Genomic DNA, 19815 nt, shown 5'->3' with positions numbered 1-19815 from the left:
GTGCAAAAGTACTTATAAAATCTGAATTATGTATATATAAAACAATATTTTAACTCATTTTATTTTGAACACTCGCCACGTTTTATTACTTTTGCATTCACAAAAACAAAATGTATGTCACATGTCACACTATAATATAAAACACGCAGTTTTGACCATGATTGCCGTCATGACAATTGTTGCGTGCCGACGCAACAATGAAAATGTGGCGGTGAAGACACCTATATTCACCATCGAGACACTCAATGGCCATACTCCCGTAAAAGACCAAGGACATGGAGGAACTTGCTGGATACACGCCATGCTTGCCGCCATAGAGACCGACCGCATCATGAAAGGAGACTCTGTGAACCTCTCGCCAGCCTTCTCCGTGCGCCGCATGCTGGAGGAACAATATCTGCGAAACGTCTTGTGCCATGGACGATCGAAAGTGACCGACAGTGGCACCGCCCCCGACCTCCTTCGACTTTTGGCATACTATGGCACAATGCCTTACGACAGCTACTACCATACTGCCACCGACGACGGTCGCCTTACAAGCTCCTCACTGCTCGCACGCAAAACCCTTGCTTTGGCAGAAAAGGCAGTGGCGCAAAGAGTGTCGCCAATGAAATATAAACCATTGCTTAAGACTATGCTCGACGAAAGCCTTGGCACACTGCCACACCGCATATACATGCTTGGTGCGGAATACACTCCCATGGAGTTTGGACACAGTGTATGCCTTCGAGACAACTATGTGGCACTGACAAGTTTCACCCACCACCCCTTCAACACATACGTCGACCTTGAACTGCCAGACAACCACCACCATAACCTCTTCTACAACATACCCATCGAACGTCTTGTGGCAATGGTGAAAAAGGCAGTGGAAAGCGGACATGGCGTTTGTTGGGAAGGAGACATCAGCGAGAAAGGATTTTCGTTTGCCAAGGGATTGGCCATCTGCAAGGCACACAAGGGCAACGTGCAAGAACAAAGACAAAAAGACTTCTTTACAGCTTCCACCACCGACGACCACTGCATGGCCATCGTGGGCTTGGCACACGACGGGAATGGCAGACAATACTATATAATGAAAAATTCGTGGGGAAAAGACAATCCCTATGGAGGACTAATGTATATGTCGGAAGAATATCTGAAACTGAAAACCGTGGCTGTGGTGATGCACAAAGAATGTATTGAATAATTATCGGCGGAGGAACAAAAAAAAGGGAGGTGAAACAATGCCCAGCCTCCCTCTACATTCAACTAAAAAATCACTAAACCAAATATATGAGAACTTTCGGCTGCAAAGTTATAAAACTTTTCCGTTGGTCAATGATACTATTATTGCCAATAATGATACTATTACTGAATTTATGCCTTTTCACATCATTTCTATAATAAAAAATGGCGGATGTAGAGCAACCACAACCGCCAATGAAAATCAATTTACAAATAACCAAATAATTTAAAACATAACTAACCTAACAAAACGTATGAATATCCTGATACAATCTATTTCACCTATTATATATATATGAGAGAGATTGTCTTTCTTTGTTTTCTTGCTGCAAAATTACTACTATTTCACTTCATAAACAAGAGATTTCTCCTAAACACACAGGGGAAAATACCTAAAGGCGATAGGCATATCCCTAACCAAGATATTGCACACTACACTTCTTTTGTGCAAAGAACAGCGTTCTTCTTGTTAACAATACTTAATTCAAATAGCTGAATTAAGGAAATACAGAACATTATTAGTAACTTTGCGGCGAATTTAGAATAAATTATATTAATGAACAAGATTAAATTAAGCTGTCTTGCCTTTGTTTTGGCAGCAGCACAAACAGTTATGGCAGGTGGTCTGTTGACCAATACCAATCAAAATGTTTCTTTCCTTCGTAATCCTGCACGCGACGCGGCTATCGGCATCGACGGTGTTTACAGCAACCCAGCAGGTGTGGTTTTCCTCGGCGATGGATTTCATCTCTCGTTAAACATCCAGAACGCACTACAGACCCGTACTGTATCGTCGTGGAGTGAACTGTACAAGTTAGGCATGAACAACAACGGCAGCGATTTCAAGGAATTTGAAGGCGAGGCAAACGCTCCAATCATCCCTTCATTACAGGCTGCATACAACAAAGGCAAGTGGAGCTATCAGTTTGGCTTTGCCATCACTGGCGGAGGAGGCAAGTGTACGTTCGACTACGGCATACCCACATTCGAGTCGTCTATAGCAATGATTTCCAAGCAGTTGAGTGCTTTCGGAGCCACTGGCTACGACATGAGCGCCTTTATGGAAGGCCGCCAGTACTACTTCGGATTCACTGCCGGTGCAGCATACAAGGTGAGCGAAAACCTCTCTGTCTACGGCGGTCTGCGTCTGCTCTATGGCAACGCTTCTTACAAGGCAAAGGTTGACAACATAAAGGTGAACACAGCCAATGGAGCAGTGGCATTCGACAAATTCCTCGACGCTGCCAACCAGACTATTGAAGGCGGACTGGCGCAGATAGCAGAAAACCTGCCATTGGTAGAAGGCGGTATAGCTCAGGTGCAGCAGGGCATTGCACAGTATGAGGCTGCCGGAGTACCGGTTCCAGCAGAACTTACAGGAAAGCTGGCTGAACTGCAAGCCACACAGCAGCAGCTTCTTACAACCCAAGAGACACTGAAAGGAGCGGAAGGAAGCATCAACCAACTTGAACCATACCGCAACGGTGTGAACCTGATGTGCGACCAAACGGCATGGGGTGTGGCTCCTATCATCGGCATCGACTATAAGGCAGGAAAGCTTAACCTTGCCGCAAAGTATGAGTTTAAGACTCGCATGAGAATGAAAAACAAGTCGACAGTAAAAGAGGCCAGTCTTATTGCGGCGGTTAACAAGTTCAAAGACGGCGAGAAAGTGGACGAAGACTCACCTGCCCTTCTCACCGTTGGAGCACAATACGAGATTCTTCCCTCACTGCGCGTGATGGCAGGCTGGCATCATTATTTCGACGTCGACACAAAGCAATATACCAAAGAGATGCTTGGCGACAGCAACGAATACCTCTTCGGCGCAGAATATGACATTTGCAAAAAGCTGCAGATAAGTGCCGGTATGCAACGCACTGCCTATGATATCAACGATGCAGGAATGAACGACATTTCGTTCAACGTTAGTTCATATTCCTATGGTCTTGGCATCGGCTACAACGTTACAGAAAAGATAAAGGTAAACGCCGCATGGTTTCAGACTCTGTACGATGACTACGACAAAGCACCAGATGCCATGGGCGTCAAAAACTCATTCACCCGCACCAATCGTGTGATAGGTATAGGCGTAGATTTCAAGTTATAAACTATTTTGGAGGCTAGAGCCCTCTATATACTCCGCAAAGATTTTTGCGGCTGTAACAACCATATTGACGCACGGTCGGGTTTTGTAATACTCAGCCGTGCGTTCTGATGCTACATAGCTCAGTGGCGCATCTTTACGCAGGTCGAGCAATTCGGCACAGACGAGCGAGCCGTGTTCAGCCTTAAATTTTGCGCAAAGGTCTTGCACAACCTTGTAATTATGAGACTTGCCCTCACGGTCGTCGGCATCCGCAGAACCACACTCCATACCCGCGAGTATTGCCATGGCACTGACAGCACCGCATGTCATTCTCAGGCGTCCCATGCCACCACCCATTCCGGCACTCAGTTTCAAAGCCTGCTCTTCGGTGAAGCCAAAGAGGTCGGCAAAGGCGGCCACAACCGACTGTGAGCAGTTATAGCCTGCGACGAACAGTTGTTCTGCCCGTCTTATTCTTTCTTCCTTGTTGATATTCATAAATTACTATTATTCAATATTCCCATTAGTTCCTCCATGCCTTCGCTTGCACCTTTGGCAATATACTTGATATTACCATAAGCAGTGACAGGTTTCGGGTCGATGAGGTAAATGGGGATGTTTGGTTTTGTATATCGAATAAGCCCTGCTGCAGGATATACAGCCAACGACGTCCCGATGATAATCATTATGTCTGCTTCCATAACAGCCTCAGCAGCAACACTAATCATAGGCACAGCCTCGCCGAAAAACACTATGAACGGACGCAACAGCGAGCCGTCGCCAGCCTTCTCACCCGGAGCCACCTCGTAGTGGTTGGCGTCAAGTTGCACATGATAGCGAGTATCGTCGGGATCGTCGCTTGAACAAGCCTTCATAAGTTCGCCATGAAGGTGTATCACATTGGTCGAGCCAGCTTGTTCGTGCAAGTTATCTACATTCTGCGTAACCACAGTCACCTGGTAATGCTTCTCCAGTTCAGCCACAAGCTCATGTCCCTTGCACGGACGCTTGTCGAGCATTTTTCCACGGAGCATGTTATAAAAATTGTTTACAAACACAGGATCAGCCAGCCAACCCTCGTGAGAAGCCACCTGCTGCACAGGATATTGCTCCCACAACCCGTCGGCATCCCTGAAGGTAGACAATCCACTCTCCGCCGACATTCCAGCACCGGTAAGAACTACAATTTTCTTCATAATGCAAAGATTTTTATAAAGTAAATCAAATTTTCTTCTTAACAATGCACAAAAATACTAATTTTTCTCGAAATAACACAAGAAAATCCCAGAAAAGTATTACCTTTGCATGCTTTTTATATGTAACACATTATATAATAGAAGAAAAAATGGACAAATTGAGCTATGCTTTAGGTTTGGGCATCGGTCGCCAACTGGCACAGATGGGTGCAAACAACATCAGTATTGAAGACTTTGCTGACGCCATCAAGGATGTCGTGACAGGCAACGACCTGAAAATGACAAACCAAGAGGCACAGACTATCGTACAAGACTATTTCGCCAAACAAGAACAGCGCATACAGGCTGAGATGGCTGAAAAGGGAAAGGCGGCAAAGGAAGCCGGCGAGAAATACCTTGCCGAAAATGCAAAGAAAGAAGGAGTGACAACTACAGCCAGCGGACTTCAGTATAAGGTGCTGAAGGAAGGCAACGGCCGCAAGCCCAAAGCTACCGATAGCGTGAAGTGCCACTACGAGGGATTCCTCATCGACGGTACATTGTTTGACAGTAGCGTACAGCGAGGCGAGCCTGCCACATTCGGACTCCAGCAGGTCATTGCCGGATGGACCGAAGGCTTGCAACTGATGCAGGAAGGTGCTAAATACCGCTTCTTCATCCCTTACATCCTCGGTTACGGCGAGAGCGGTGCCGGACAGACCATTCCTCCATTCTCCACACTGATATTCGACGTGGAACTCTTAGAGGTAAAATAAGATAACAGAAATTAAACAAAATACAAAAAAATGAAGAAATTGACATTTATGGCCGCTCTGGCCATCGCCGCTGCTTCTATCACATCATGCGGCAATTCAACTCCTAAGGCAAACCTTAAGAGCGATGTTGACTCAATGAGTTATGCCATTGGTATGGCACAGACACAGGGTCTGAAGGAATACCTCGTAGGCCGTCTCGGGGTAGACACTACCTACATGAAGGAATTCATCAAGGGTCTTAACGAGGGCGCTAACGCTGGCGACGACAAGAAGAAGGCTGCTTACTATGCTGGTATTCAGATTGGTCAGCAGATTAGCAACCAGATGGTTATGGGTATCAACCACGAGGTGTTCGGCGACGACTCTACAAAGACCATCTCTCTGAAGAACTTCATGGCTGGATTCGTTTCTGGAGTTACAGGCAAGAAGGGACTCATGACTGTTGAGGAAGCTGGCATCATGGCACAGACCAAAATGCAGCAGATCAAGTCAAAGACAATGGAGACAAAGTACGGCGACAACAAGAAGAAGGGTGAGGACTTCATGGCTGCCAACAAGAAGAAGGACGGCGTGAAGACTCTGCCAAGCGGTGTTCAGTACAAGGTGATAAAGGAAGGTAAAGGTGCTATACCTGCCGACACATCAATGGTGTCTTGCCACTACGAGGGCCGTACCATCGACGGTAAAGTGTTCGACAGCTCTTACAAGCGCAACCAGCCTCTGAAGCTACGCTGCAACCAGACCATCAAGGGTTGGACCGACGCTATGGTTCACATGCCTGTAGGTTCTACATGGGAAGTTTATATCCCACAGGATCTGGCTTACGGCGATCGCGAGCAGGGCGATATCAAGCCTTTCTCTGTTCTTATCTTCAAAATCGAACTCTTGGGAATTGAGAAGTAGTGTTCAGTTGACGAGTTGACAAGTTGATAAGTTGACGAGTTGACGAGTAACAGGTAATATTCATGATAATGAAAAGACAAACTATGATAATTGCACTCGCCATGATTATGGCGGGTGCATTTTGCGTTGACAGCAACGCTGGAAAAAAGAAAAGCAAAGAAAAAAAACCTGAAAAGGAAGCAGTGGTAATGAACAACGAGTCAGACACCTTAAGCTATGTGGCTGGCATGAGCATGACACAGGGTCTCATACCTTTTCTCACACAGTCGCTGGGAGTAGACACCGCCTATATGGCTGACTTCGTGAAGGGTTTTCAAGAAGCGGTGAAGGCGACTGACGACCCTCAGTTCAAGGCATACTCCGCTGGCATTGAGATAGCAAAGCAGGTGAAAGAGAAAATGCTTCCTGGACTGGCGAACGATCTTAAGGACTCTCCCGACTCTCTCGTTGAAGCTCTTGCGCTGCGTGGTTTCACAGATGCCCTGCAGGGCGACACCACCTATTATAATATAGACAACGCAGGACTGCTATTCAAAGACATGCTGTCGGAGGCAAAGGAAGCAAAGATAGAGAAACTCTATGGCGAAAACCGTCGTGCCGGCGAGGCATTCCTTGCTGAAAACGCAAAGAAAGAGGGTGTGAAGACTACAGAGAGTGGACTACAATACAAGGTGATTGTGGCTGGTGAGGGCGAGAAACCTCAGCATACCGACCGTGTGAAGGTGAACTACGAAGGACGCCTTGTAGACGGCACAGTGTTCGACTCCTCAGCTAAACACGGCGACAAGCCCATTGAGTTCAGAGCCAACCAAGTGATAGCAGGATGGACAGAAGCACTTACCCTGATGCCTGTGGGCAGCAAATGGGAAATATACATTCCTTACAACCTGGCCTACGGCGACCGCGACCAAGGCAAGATAAAGCCATTCAGTGCCCTTATCTTCACCGTAGAATTGGTGGAAATAGTGAAAAAGTAGCCATTTTGTATATTTTTTGCAGTTTTTTCTTGACTATATCAATAAAATGTCGTACTTTTGCTGACAATTTGTGAGAACAACAACAATACATTTATACACAATGTCAACAAACAACAATTATTCTTTTTGATTAATAATGGAAAAAATTGATAATCTCGACAGAAAAATACTAAGTATTTTGTCGAAAAACGCCAGGATCCCGTTCAAGGACGTAGCTGCAGAATGCAACGTCTCAAGAGCAGCCATCCACCAACGTGTACAGCATCTGATAGAAGGAAACGTAATCATGGGAAGCGGCTTTGACGTAAACCCAAAATCCCTTGGATACTCCACATGCACATACGTGGGTATAACACTTGAAAGAGGTAGTATGTACAAGGACGTTGTAGCACGTCTGCAACATATTCCTGAGATTGTGGAATGTCATTTCACAACAGGACCTTATACCATGCTCGTAAAGCTATATGCACGAGACAACGAGCAACTCATGCACCTGCTTAACGGACAGCTACAGGACATTCCTGGCGTAGTGGCCACAGAAACTCTCATCTCGCTGGAACAAAGTATCAAGAGAGAAATTGCCGTGAAAGTTGAAGAATAATTATGAACAACAAATTCAACTGGAAAGAACAAATAAACCAAATATACGACCGATTTCCGGAAGCGACAAGGCGTCCGGTAATCGGTCTTACCGCCAATTATGCCGACGGCGAACAACGACTCACCGCCTTTTACTACAAATCGGTGGAAAAGGCAGGTGGAGTGCCTGTTGTCATACCACCGATAGACAATCCCGACATTATCATCAACACGCTCGAACGCATCGACGGCCTGATACTCACCGGCGGTGCAGACTTCAATCCGCTTTATTGCGGCGAACAACCCTGTCGCAGACTTCATTCAATAAACAGCGAGCGTGACCTTCCGGAACTTCTTGTCACACGTCTGGCTTACAACAGACAAATACCCATTCTCGGCATCTGCCGCGGAATACAGACACTGGCAATGGCACTCGACGGACATGTGGAGCAAGACATCTCTCTCAATACCGACGGGATAAAGCATAGCCAGGACGCAGAACGCAGCGAGGCGACACACACTGTCAGCCTCCTTCCTTCTTCCATGCTTCACGACATCTATGGCACCGACACCATCTATGTCAACTCCTTCCACCATCAGGCCGTTGACAATGCAGGAAAAAAATTCCGCATCACTGCCAAGGCTACCGACGGAGTGGTGGAAGCCATAGAAAGCAGCGAGTTCAAGCCTATAATGGGAGTACAGTGGCATCCGGAGTGTATGGAGGAAGGCTTGCCCATATTCGAATGGCTCGTAAGACAAGCTATACTGTTCAGCGAGACCAAACGCCTCCACCACACCATCCTCACCCTCGACACTCATTGCGACACGCCTATGCAATTCCCACAGGGCATAAGGTTTGACTGCCGCGAGCCAAAGGCTCTTGTAGACCTTCAGAAAATGACAGAGGGCAGACTCGACGCCACTATCATGGTGGCTTATCTCCCTCAACCGAAAATAGGCGAGAGCTTCTCATCCATAGTAAGAAAGTCGTATCCTTCGGAAGAAGAACTGCCTACAGCCAGCCCGTTCGACTATGCCAACATGATATTCGACAGAATAGAGACTATTGTGGCAAAGCAGAAAAAATACCTCAGTATCGCACGCACGCCGAAAGAACTCTACGAGGACAAACGAAACGGAAGGAAATCAATAATGCTCGGTATCGAGAACGGAATAGCCCTAAACGGCGACCTTGCCAACGTGAAGCATTTCGCACAACGAGGAGTGGTGTACATAACCTTGTGCCACAACGGCGACAACGACATCTGCGACAGTGCAAAGGGATGTAACACACATAACGGAGTGAGCCGATTCGGCGAAAAAGTGATTGCCGAGATGAACCGGCTGGGCATTATGGTAGACCTTAGCCACGCCGGGGAGAAGAGCTTCTACGACGCACTGGAGATAAGCCGCACACCCATTGTATGCAGCCACAGCAGCGCTAGGGCACTATGCGACCATCCGAGAAACCTCACAGACGAACAGATGCGACAGCTCGCCAAACGAGGAGGCGTGGCACAGATAACCCTCTACCCTGGATTCCTGCGAAAGGAGGGCGAGGCTTCTATCATCGACGCCATGAACCATCTCGAACATGCCATAAGAATTATGGGCATCGAACATGTGGGATTAGGTACCGACTTCGATGGCGACGGCGGAGTGACAGGCATTGCCGACGCATCGAAAATAATAAATTTCACACGAATGCTGCTCGCCCGCCGATACAACACCACAGACATTCAACGTATCATGGGTGGAAACTTCATGAGAGTTATGGCTGAAGTGCAGGCGGGAAGAAGGTGAGGAATTAAGAATTAAAAATTAAAAATTAAGAATTAAAAATTAAGAGTGAAGGGTGAAGAATAGGATATTTATACACATTGCTTTAGTTGGAATGCTGGCCGCATCGGTAATGGCATGCGGCAATTCCAAAAACACGACGAACTCAAAGGAAAGCCAAGTAGCACAGGCTATTGTAGGACCAGAGTTTGTTGCCGACAGCGCATATGCCTACTGCAAGGCACAATGCGACTTTGGTCCACGTACCATGAACAGCGAGGCTCACGAGCGTTGCGGAATGTGGATAGCAAACAAGTTCAAGGAGTTTGGACTTGAAGTGACTGAACAAAAGGCTGACCTGAAGGCATACGACGGCACGACACTGAAAGCCACAAACATCATTGCCTCTCACAACACCACGGCCAAGGAACGAATACTCGTCTGCGCCCACTGGGACTCACGACCATGGGCAGACAACGATCCTGACAGCGCTAACTGGCGCAAACCCGTGGTAGGAGCCAACGATGGTGCCTCTGGAGTGGCTGTGATGCTCGAATTAGCCCGACTCATAGCCAAAAGCGACAGTCTTGCCGTGGGAGTGGACTTCGTGTGCTTCGACGCCGAAGACTGGGGCGTGCCACAATGGAGCGATGCCCCCGACAACGGCAACTCATGGGCTTTGGGCGCACAACACTGGGCTGCAAACCCACACAAGCCGAACTATACAGCCCGATTCGGAATACTACTCGACATGGTGGGAGGTGCAGGTGCTACCTTCTGCCGCGAAGGCATGTCTGTTCACTATGCCTCACAGATAGTAGATAAGGTGTGGAGTGCGGCACATGCCGTGGGCTACTCGTCGATGTTCCCTAATAAAGACGGGGGAATGGTTACCGACGACCATATTCCCGTGAACGAAAAGCTCGGTATTCTCACCATCGACATCATTCCCCACATCGAGTCCTGTCCGCAAAGCACTTTCGGACCTACATGGCACACGGTGAACGACACGATGGACAACATTGATGCCAACACGCTCAAAGCCGTGGGACAGACGGTCATACAAGTGCTTTTCAGCGAATAGAGGAATGATTATCAATACATTACATAACAAAAGAACAATGAAAAAGTTAATTTCACTTTTAATCTTGGTTTGCACCATGTCACTCGTTTCATCATGCACCGATGAGACAAACAACTACACCATTGTCCAGGAAGAGTCATACAAGGCCATGCAGATAGAAGCAGTGGCCTCGCTTGTTGAAAACATCAGCCGACAGCCGGAAATGAAAGACCAGCTGTTGGAGAGTTTCTCCAAGGTAGTAGGTTACAAGCAGTTTTCCGACCTTGCCCCGTTTGACTCTGAAGAGGAGGCAATGGTAGGAACAAGACGAGGCGAGGCCATTGCAGCCTGCATGACAGCCATGGCACGCCAGCCGGAAATGTCAAACGAACTTAAGGACATCGCAATAAAATACCTTGGCTCGGCCACTGACGCAGCCATTACCTCCACCATTCTGGATTATTCCAAGGCAAAGGCCGCCGTCGGGCTTATGGAAGCCATGGCACGCCAGCCGGAAATGGTTTCCTATTTCACGGACTTCAGCGTTGTCATGGTTGGAGAATAGAAGAATAAGTCTCATGCACTTTGCCCGCAAGCACCTCGTCGGTGAAATTGCGGGCATATTTGTATCCTTCCCTTATCATCGTCTCGCGCAGCTCCTTGTCGCTCACCACACGGCAAAGTGCTGCTGACATGGCTTGTGCGTCATCGGGATCGACATAGATACAATGTGGTCCGCCTGCTTCTTCAATGCACGAGCCAGTACACCCGATGGCAGGCAAGCCACTGCTGATAGCCTCAAGCATCGGTATGCCAAACCCTTCTATGCGTGAGGGATAGACGAAGGCATCGGCTAGGCGATAGAACGACGGAAGGTCGGCAAAAGGCACTTTGTGGAAGAACAATATGCGGTCGGCTATGCCATTGGCCTCAAGATATTGCCTTATCTCGTCTACGTATGGAGTACGCTTTCCCACCGCCACTATCTTATGACTGAAAGCCGAAGGCCGTGAGGCGATGGCCTTTGCCACAAGCATCAGGTTCTTTCGTTCCTCAATGCTTCCCACGTAAAGTATAAACTGCTGCGGCAGGGAGTAGCGGCGAGCCACCTCGTCACGTTTCTCATTACCTATGGGAGCCGAGAAAGCCGGATCGCAACCTTGGTAGACCACATCTATCTTTGCTTCCGGTGTGCCGTAATACTTCATTATCTCACGCTTGGTGAACTCACTGACAGCTATCACCCTGTCGGCATTACTGCATGCACGCCGAAACTTGAAGTCATATATCTTACGGTCTATCCAGTGGTAGTATTTCGGATAGTGAAGGAAGATGAGGTCGTGGATGGTAACCACCGAGCGGCATTTCGCCTTCCTAATGTTAAGAGGCAGTTCGTTGCTAAGGCCGTGAAAAATGTCTATACGGTCCCGCTTCAAGTCGGAAGTGATGCCCCATACTCTCCAGAGCGATCTCAACCGTTTCCAAATGCGCTGCGGGAAACGTATTTTAGTTACGTTTTTACCATTTATGTCGTTATCATTACCGTTTGCCGTAGCCTTGTCGAGGTGTTGCGTCTTCTTTGGGTTAGGCACATAGAGCACCTGTTCGTCGTCGGGAAAAAAATTATTCAGAATCCTTATGACGAAACGGCTATAGTTGCCCAGTCCGGTAGCGTTCTGTGCCGCACGCTTGGCGTCGAAACCTATTCTCATGATTTTCTAATGGCCTTCCTTATCTTTCTGGTCGCCTTGTCCCTTATCTGCCTTGCCCGTTCCCGCTTTATGCACATCTGCGCAGCTATCTCGGCAAGAGAAAGCCGGTCACGACGAATGCCATAGAAGCAAGTTATCACCTCTCGTTCCCTTTTATCGAGCAGGTCGAGCACATCAATAATGAGTTTCATATATGAAGAGCTTGTGGCGTCGATGTCAGAGTCTTTGGCATTGGTATTGACAAGAAGTGAGAGAAGGTTGATATTCTCCCTTCCTCCAAGCGGAGCGTCAACCGACAGTGGCACTCTCCTTTTCTTTTCCACAACAGACTTTTCTTTTCGAGGTATGCGATACAGTCCAGATTGCTGCTCTATGGCCGCCTCTATACTTTTCTTTATCTCAGGCAATGCAAAGGCGGCAAATCCTCCCTTTTCGGGATTATATCTCTCGGCAGCCTTTATCATACCTATAGTCCCCTCACTTACAAGGTCGTCGAGTTCGAGTCCTTGTCCTTGGTATTTACGTGCCGTTGAAACTACCAGTCCCATATTATCGGTCACAATCTTGTTTCTGTCTTCTTTCATATTTGTTTATTATTTACAATTGACTCGTCAACTCATTTGCTAATCAATTCATTTTCATTCATTCTTGTCATATACGATTGTATTATGGCTTTCAGCCGTCGTTCCATCCTTTTCACCACATCCGGTTCTTTCTCTGCCACATTGTCCTTCAGCAGCAAGTCAGTGCGGAAGCGGTAGAGGGCTTTGGTCTTATTGCCGTCAAACTGCAGCAGGTAGTCGCCTTCCACATACTGGTATATGCCGCCGAGATAGTTCACCGCCCAAGTCTGCTCATCAGGAGTGGCCAGAAGATTCTTGCCAAAAGCAATATATGGCCGGTCATAGCCCAAGTATCCGAGCACCGTGGGCATGATGTCAATCTGTTGGGCTATGGCATTGCGTACACCAGGTTTCATGTCGCCCTTAGGGTCGAAAAATATTATGGGCGAGCAGAATCCGCCGAGGTCGGTCTGATAGTATTCATGGTCGCTGAGGTTGGTGTGGTCGCTTGTAATGACAAACAGCGTGTTGTCATACCATGACTGTTTCCTTGCCTTTTCGAAGAAGAGGCGCAGGGCGTTGTCGGTATAACGTATGCACTTGTGTATCACTATGCCTTCTTCCTTAAACACGTTCTGATACTTCTCCGGCACCTTGTAAGGATGGTGTGACGAGGCAGTGAACACCGCGGAGACAAACGGCTGGCGGAACTCTGACATCTTCATGGCGAAAAACTGCAGGAACGGCTCGTCCCATATAGCCCAAAGGCCGTCGTAGTCGTTGTCTCCTCCAAAGCGTTTGTCGGCATTGTATTCCGTGCGTCCAAAATAGTCGTCGAAACCGCTTGTCCTGGCATAAGCCTGAAATCCCATCGAACTGTTTTCCGCCCCATGGAAGAAGGCTGAGTAATAACCCTTGCCCTTTAATTCGCCGGCTATGCTGCTCACATCGTTCATAGAGGCTGGCGTAAGGAAAAATGGCTCTACAAACATTGGTATTCCCGAGAGTATGCTCGGCATGGCGTCGATACTCTTCCTTCCATTGCAATATGAATAGAGGAAGGTGGTGGAATGTTGCATCAACGAGTCCACAAACGGGGTGTAGCCTTTGTATTTTCCTCCTTCGAGCCACTTGTTGTAGGCCCCGATATACTCTCGTCCGAAACTCTCCACTATGAGTATCACGATGTTCTTTCCTGGATGAGGGACGAAAACCGTTGAGTCGGAACCATCGCACTGCGTTTCGGTGCTTTGCGGCAGGTGAAGCGGCGAGTATATGGCATCAAGCTCAGCCACTGGAATATAGTCGGGGGTGACGAATATCTTCTTGCCGTATGTGCGTATGATGGAAAACGGGGTGTTCAGCACTATGCCTGCTTCTATCGGGCGGTCGACATACTGGTTGGCGTTGCTGATGGTTATGGGACGCACGGCAGTGGTGAACCCTCCCCGCATTCCTGCTACGCACAGCGGCACAAACACAGCCAGACAAAGCGTCTGACACAAGTAATACGGCACGTAAGGCCGCACATTGCGACCATCAGCACTGCGGTAGAGTCTCCATAAGCCCCATACGAGCAGCACAAAAAGCACCACGAGATACCAATGTCGCAGCACTTCTATGCCCATGACCGAACCAATGTTACTCTCGTTGCTGAATTCAGAAAATACGGTCACGGTGGTGCGTCGGCCTGTATACTGGAAGTAAACACAATCTATGAGGTTTGCTGCCATCATAATGGCGTTGACTGTCACAAATACCCATTTAGCCACCTTTTGCCATGCCTTAGTTTCCTTCAAATGTATCGGAAAGAGCATCATAAGGGCATATAAGGCATTGGTGTAGAGTATTGCCGAGGTGTCGAACACGAGGCCTCCTTTCATTATTTCCGCAAACGAGCCCCACGTCATGTGGTCTGAAAAAAGCTTCCAGTTTTCGGCTAGGAATGCAAGTCGGCAAATCATATAAGCTACGTATGCCAACAGCATGTTCACCATAAAGCACAATGGCGATTGAAGAATGCTAACAATTTTTCTCATCTATTTCCGAAATCATCATATATGGTTTGTAACAGGGCTTTCGCCTTTCTTATTCTCTGCGTGGTGGCTTCTTTCTTGTCGGCCACTCCGTCTTTGCTATGGTCTTCCCATGTCCGGTCGCTTATGATGTCGTAGACCGAATATCCCGTACTGTCTACAAATCCTATTCCTTCCTTAAAGGTAAAGAAAGCATAAGGATATTTGTAGTCTTGGCTAAGCACGTCGCGACTGTAGGTATACTCGGAATAGTCGATGCCGAGATAGCCCAATAGCGTGGCAGCCATGTCGCTTTGATTCATAATGGCGTCAACCACCTTGTGTTCCTTCACTGCTCCTCCTGTCCACAACATCGTGTTGTGGTGATGCTCCTCATGGCTGATGCCTTCGGGATAACCATATCCGTGGTCTGGAATACACACTATAAGTAAGTTGTCCCAAGCTGGTGTCTTCTTCAGGCGGTCGATAAACTGGCCGAGGCAGTGGTCGGTAAATGCGAAGGCGTTTGGTATCTCTTCCTTCAGCCTGTGATATGGCACCGTCCATGGCTCGTGGCTGCTTAATGTAAGGTAACAGATATGCCACGGCTGTTGCTTCTGGCTTAATATCATGTCGTACAGTCTGTCGAAGGTCACGTCGTCGTCCACTCCCCACGGGTTGTCCTTACGGTCTTTGTTGTCGAAATCCACATCGCTTACAATAGTACTATAGCCTCCTGTCCTGAGATAGCTCTGCATGTTGGTGAAATTTATGTCGCCTCCGTATAAGAAGCTGCTTGTGTAGCAGTTGGCGTTCAGCGTGTTGGCAAGACATGTCAGCGTGCGGCTCTTTGCCGGTATCTTCATCACCGAGAGCGTCGGGAAACTGGTGTATCCACTGAGCGTCGACACCGTGCCGCGGTCGGTGCGGAAGCTGTTGGAGTAGCAGTTGGTGAATATTATGCCTTCTCGGGCCAGGCGGTTGTAGTTTGGGGTAATGTCCTTCCTTCCGCTTACCGCCTCGACAAACTGGCCGCCGAAGCCTTCCATGATAATTAAGAGGATGGAAGGTAGAGGGTGGAGGGTGGTGATGATACTCTTCCTTTCTTCCTCGCTGAAGTAGTTGAATTCGCTGGCGTAATCGGTGGTTTTGTCGAGCGAATATAAAAGGCTGAAAGTGGGATTGATGGCGGCATGGTTGAGAAAAATGTCGTCGGAGAAGTATACCTTTCCGATGTTAGCAGTCGACTCCCCTACTCCACCTCTTATCGAAATGACATAAAGAGGAAGACACACTACCACGGCGGCAGTGAACACTATGCGTCGACTTGTTTTCGCTACAGGCTGAAGCACTGCTGGTGTTATCTTCACAAGCAGCCATGCCGTGAGGGCCACTACAACACATATCAAGATAAGCCTTACCACTACAAACCCTACAGACACGCTTGCAAAGGCACCTTGTGGCGACTCAAGATAGCTCAGGGCGAGTGCGTCGAGCTTAAACTGCCAAAACGGATAGAGAGCCATGTCGGCAATGAAGATTATGCCTGTCACCATTGCCACAATAATATAATAAGGAGTGGCAATACGCCTCAACGGCACCGTCTTATTCACCCATACGCTTGCCATAACGACAAGCAGTGGCAATGCCGTAAGATATCCTGCCATAGGAATGTCGAGCAACAGACCGTTTACCACCACATTCCACCAGTCGCCTATGCCATAGCTTTTGCCGTCGGGCATATCGACCAGCATGAATGCAGTCTTCTGTAAGACGAACACTGCTATCAGCATTGCGTACAGCGTTATGAGATATATTACTCTTTTTTTCATCTTCTCCATTTAAATTTCACATTTGCTCAGTTTTTGAGGAGTTAACTCCATAACTCCTTCTCCCCTCCCCCTATTTCTTAAAAAACCGGTTTAGCTCCTTTACGGCTTGGTCAAACTCCTTCACCGGCATCCTGAAGTCAATAACAGGCTTCATACTTGCGTCATAAACCTCTAATGCTCCTTCAGCCTTTTTCTCAAGTATGGTGTCGCCACCAATGATGAAAGCATAGTTGAGATTGCTGCCAACGATATGCCACAGCCTTGGCGTTGAGTCGTTAAGCAGCTTTCCCATCGAATAGTCGCCTACGGGATTCCTCACTCCAAGGTAGTCATGCATCAGCGTCGGCACCAAGTCATAGTGGGTGGTGCGATAGTTATGGCGGGCGGCTGACTGCCCAGGGAAATGGCACACCAACGGCACTCCTGTCTGGTGAATGGAGAAATTGCTGTTGTGTCCCCAGTAGTTGCGGTGGTTTTCGTTAAACTCCTGACTGTGGTCGCCGGTGAGCACGACAATAGTGTTGTCGGCCATCCCCTCGTCGTCGATAGCCTTCAACACCCGTCCTATCATCTTGTCGTCCTGATAGCAGCAGTTGCGATAGAGATTCCAGAATGGCGTCGGGTCGAGGTCGTTGTTCAGTCGGGTATAGTCGGCGTAGTCCCATGCCGGCTTGAAGGGAACGTTCTGTTCCTTCGACAGCTCGAAGCTGTGGGGAAGGTCGTAGAACACAAACGAGAAGAAAGGTTTCGTCTTGTCACGCTTCTTCATGTCGGCAATAAACATCTCCGTTATCTTCGAGTCGCGGTCGAACGTGTTGTCGCCCGGAGTGCTGACGTTCAAGCCCTTTACATTGCCAAACACCACCTTCGCAAAAGGCGGTTCGAGCAGTGTTGCACTGGGATAAGCCTGGCAGTGGTAGCCCAACTGCAGCAGACGGTCGATGAGCAGTGGCTGAATGTGACTTGGCTCAAACGACTCCCAATAGTAGCACGACAGTCCGAAAAAGAGGCCGAAGATGCTGCTTCGAGTTCCGTTGCTCGAGCTAAGATGGTTGGTGAACCACTGGTTTTCGGTGGCATACTTATACACGTTGGGCATGCACTCACTGGTCAATGCGCGTCGGTTCCACGAGTCCACGGCAATCACTACGATATTTGGCAGCGACTGTGGCGACACCGTATCGAGCGGATGCAGTGGATAGCTAACGTCAGAACTCTGCCTGCTGCCTGCCATGTTCTGATAGCTCTCTGGCGGTACCATGCCAAGGTCGAACATTAGTCCGTTGGCAGTAGTGGGAAAATAGTAAGGCAGCAGCATGGCGCTCTTGGTGACCGACTGATGCTGGTTAAACGAGGCATAGATATGCCACAGGTGGGCAAACAACGTGCAACCTGCAAATGTAAGCGCCACGGGCAGGGTATACGCCTTTCCTCGCCTGCGGTATACTATCCGTGCCGCATAGGCACAAAGGCAAGTCAACGCGCCGAACACTCCCAAGAGCCTCAACGTCTCCTTCACATAGAGCTGGGTGTCGAAGGTGAATATCTGGGAGGCTCCCTCACCGAACACCATACTGAGCACGAAGCCGTTGATGTGGAAGCGGTAGATACCATATACCTGACTGTCGAGGTCGATGAGTATGAGCGTCAGGGCAGTAAGCACGGCCTGCACAATGATTGCAGTGCGAGACAGCCTAAGCCAAATGAGCAGGGCCGACACCAAAAACGGGGGCAACATTACCTGCGAGGCATGGCTGAGACACGAGGCAGCGAAAAACACCCAGCCCTCCAAGTCCATCACCTCCTTCACGCTGCTTGACTGCATAAAGCAGACAAACATCACGGCGGCTGTCATGGCCGACAAGGCGTAAAACAGGAATGCCTGTTTCAGTCTGTCCTTTATTGTTTTCTTTTCCATCATATCTTTAAAGTATGGCAATAATATTGCATTTCTTTTGCAAAGGTAGGCAAAAAAACTGATTATCGCATAAAATTGTAAAGTTTCATATATAAAAAATGTTATAATATCATAATGCTGCCACATTTCCCCTAACGATAATTTCCGACATTGGAGAAAAATGCCTATCTTTGCTGACATGAAAAAGACTTATCTATTTTTTATCATAGCCTGTGCCGTCTTATGCACTGCACCAAGCTCATGCACCAACGACGACAACGAAAGTAACCCAACCATCAGCGAAGGCTCACTCACAAGTGCTTTCGTGAAAACACTTGATGGCTTTGGCGAAGAAAAAACGGCGCTGTTAGAAGCCAACGGAGTGACCAATCAGGAATTCATACGTCTCAGCACCGACTCTGCCTGGGCTCTGCCTCATGCCGAACAGAAGAAACTGAAGTCAGTGCGCGACGGGGTAAGCCGTCCCGACGGCAAGACATTACTACAGAAAATAATACCTTTGGAAGACATAAGCACCTACATGAACAACATGTATGGAGGTACCATTGGTGGTTTCGTATGCGAGGCTGCCGACGTTAAGTCGCTACACACCATGGAACAAGTCTTCCATGGCCTACGCCTCGACTATTCCGGCACTAAGTTCAAGGCCGATGGTGCAGGCTATGCCGTAATACGTTTTTACAGCAGTGCCACTGAAAATATGTACATCCCCTATTCTCCCGAACTTGGAGGCAGCCAGCCTCATGAGTGGCCTAACGGTGGAGGTGGTTTCACCACGTCCACACTCGGCGAAGGCGGATATCCCGAATGGACATTCAGCGGATATTACGCTCCTGAGGAAAATGCAGAACTGTATGAGGTGACACCCGAGGGACGCGAAATACTGCGTTCCATTTACCACGATGGTCGATGGCAGACCTACGAGAGTCCCTATCTTCCTTCCACTACCACACGTTCCTCCAATGAGGCCATACGCAACGGGCGCTATTCCGAAGGACTAATACAGACGCTCTGCGACTATCATGGTTTCACATTCCATCTGCGTGGCGAGACCGAAGGACGCTACGGTCTCTCTACCGACAAGCCACTGCCCGTAGAAGGACTGAAATTGATAGAACGTGGCGTTTATGGTATCAGCGTACCTTGTTCTGAAGTAAGCAACATTAGGGAAGTTGTTTTTAGTAAATAAGGAGTCAAGCTATAT

At 48.3% G+C, this 19815-nt stretch carries 17 protein-coding genes; 10 read left to right on the top strand and 7 right to left on the bottom strand.

What is annotated here, in order from left to right:
- Window positions 1-121: 121 nt before the first annotated feature.
- Both CIK98_RS15845 and CIK98_RS15840 read left to right on the top strand, forming a co-directional pair.
- On the top strand, window positions 122-1189 hold the full coding sequence (locus CIK98_RS15845; RefSeq protein WP_094385948.1) for a C1 family peptidase: 1068 nt from the start codon (window positions 122-124) through the stop codon (window positions 1187-1189).
- 594 nt (window positions 1190-1783) lie between these two features.
- Window positions 1784-3337 (top strand): OmpP1/FadL family transporter, encoded by a 1554-nt coding sequence (locus CIK98_RS15840; RefSeq protein WP_253249762.1) that lies wholly within the window; start codon window positions 1784-1786, stop codon window positions 3335-3337.
- Here the strand turns inward: CIK98_RS15840 and CIK98_RS15835 are convergent.
- Window positions 3332-3814 carry a C-GCAxxG-C-C family protein gene (locus tag CIK98_RS15835; protein ID WP_094385947.1) on the bottom strand — a complete coding sequence of 161 codons (483 nt, stop codon included), beginning with the start codon at window positions 3812-3814 and terminating at the stop codon, window positions 3332-3334. The genes CIK98_RS15840 and CIK98_RS15835 overlap by 6 nt on opposite strands.
- Window positions 3811-4512, bottom strand: a complete 702-nt coding sequence (locus CIK98_RS15830; protein ID WP_094385945.1) for a Sir2 family NAD-dependent protein deacetylase — start codon at window positions 4510-4512, stop codon at window positions 3811-3813. The genes CIK98_RS15835 and CIK98_RS15830 overlap by 4 nt, the downstream gene beginning before the upstream one ends.
- Window positions 4513-4661: 149 nt before the next feature.
- On the opposite strand from CIK98_RS15830, the gene CIK98_RS15825 reads away from it, so the two are divergent.
- The 7 genes from CIK98_RS15825 (at window position 4662) to CIK98_RS15795 (ending at window position 11136) form a co-directional block, all read left to right on the top strand.
- Window positions 4662-5267, top strand: coding sequence for an FKBP-type peptidyl-prolyl cis-trans isomerase (locus tag CIK98_RS15825; RefSeq protein WP_094385943.1), 606 nt, complete (start codon window positions 4662-4664; stop codon window positions 5265-5267).
- A 30-nt stretch (window positions 5268-5297) separates the two neighbouring features.
- Entirely contained in the window at window positions 5298-6170 is an 873-nt protein-coding gene (locus CIK98_RS15820; protein ID WP_094385941.1) for an FKBP-type peptidyl-prolyl cis-trans isomerase, read from the top strand.
- 68 nt (window positions 6171-6238) lie between these two features.
- Entirely contained in the window at window positions 6239-7147 is a 909-nt protein-coding gene (locus CIK98_RS15815; protein ID WP_094386228.1) for an FKBP-type peptidyl-prolyl cis-trans isomerase, read from the top strand.
- Between the two features lie 136 nt (window positions 7148-7283).
- Window positions 7284-7748, top strand: coding sequence for an Lrp/AsnC family transcriptional regulator (locus CIK98_RS15810; protein ID WP_094385939.1), 465 nt, complete (start codon window positions 7284-7286; stop codon window positions 7746-7748).
- A gap of 2 nt (window positions 7749-7750) precedes the next feature.
- Window positions 7751-9532: a gamma-glutamyl-gamma-aminobutyrate hydrolase family protein gene (locus CIK98_RS15805; protein ID WP_094385937.1), complete on the top strand. Its 1782-nt coding sequence runs from the start codon at window positions 7751-7753 to the stop codon at window positions 9530-9532.
- 52 nt (window positions 9533-9584) lie between these two features.
- Window positions 9585-10592, top strand: coding sequence for a M28 family peptidase (locus CIK98_RS15800; RefSeq protein ID WP_253249761.1), 1008 nt, complete (start codon window positions 9585-9587; stop codon window positions 10590-10592).
- Between the two features lie 37 nt (window positions 10593-10629).
- A complete protein-coding gene (locus tag CIK98_RS15795; protein WP_141210571.1) occupies window positions 10630-11136 on the top strand; it encodes a hypothetical protein in 507 nt (168 codons plus the stop codon).
- On the opposite strand, the gene CIK98_RS15790 is transcribed toward CIK98_RS15795, so the two are convergent.
- From CIK98_RS15790 to CIK98_RS15770, 5 genes are all read right to left on the bottom strand, one after another.
- Window positions 11120-12283 carry a glycosyltransferase family 1 protein gene (locus CIK98_RS15790; RefSeq protein ID WP_094385932.1) on the bottom strand — a complete coding sequence of 388 codons (1164 nt, stop codon included), beginning with the start codon at window positions 12281-12283 and terminating at the stop codon, window positions 11120-11122. The two genes, CIK98_RS15795 and CIK98_RS15790, sit on opposite strands and share 17 nt — an antisense overlap.
- Entirely contained in the window at window positions 12280-12867 is a 588-nt protein-coding gene (locus CIK98_RS15785) for a sigma-70 family RNA polymerase sigma factor (protein ID WP_094385930.1), read from the bottom strand. Before CIK98_RS15785 ends, CIK98_RS15790 begins: the two co-directional genes overlap by 4 nt.
- 32 nt (window positions 12868-12899) lie before the next feature.
- Window positions 12900-14885, bottom strand: coding sequence for an LTA synthase family protein (locus CIK98_RS15780; RefSeq protein ID WP_094385928.1), 1986 nt, complete (start codon window positions 14883-14885; stop codon window positions 12900-12902).
- A complete protein-coding gene (locus tag CIK98_RS15775; RefSeq protein WP_094386226.1) occupies window positions 14882-16693 on the bottom strand; it encodes an LTA synthase family protein in 1812 nt (603 codons plus the stop codon). The genes CIK98_RS15780 and CIK98_RS15775 overlap by 4 nt, the downstream gene beginning before the upstream one ends.
- Before the next feature lie 70 nt (window positions 16694-16763).
- Entirely contained in the window at window positions 16764-18614 is a 1851-nt protein-coding gene (locus CIK98_RS15770; RefSeq protein ID WP_253249760.1) for a sulfatase-like hydrolase/transferase, read from the bottom strand.
- Window positions 18615-18789: 175 nt separating this feature from the next.
- Here CIK98_RS15770 and CIK98_RS15765 point away from each other — a divergent pair, with 175 nt between their 5' ends.
- Window positions 18790-19800: a hypothetical protein gene (locus CIK98_RS15765; RefSeq protein WP_141210570.1), complete on the top strand. Its 1011-nt coding sequence runs from the start codon at window positions 18790-18792 to the stop codon at window positions 19798-19800.
- Window positions 19801-19815: the final 15 nt, after the last annotated feature.

Origin of the sequence: Prevotella sp. P2-180 (assembly GCF_002251435.1) — a bacterium.
Lineage (GTDB): Bacteria > Bacteroidota > Bacteroidia > Bacteroidales > Bacteroidaceae > Prevotella.
Note: the sequence above shows the minus strand (reverse complement) of the source record. Positions and strands in the feature narration are given on the sequence as shown.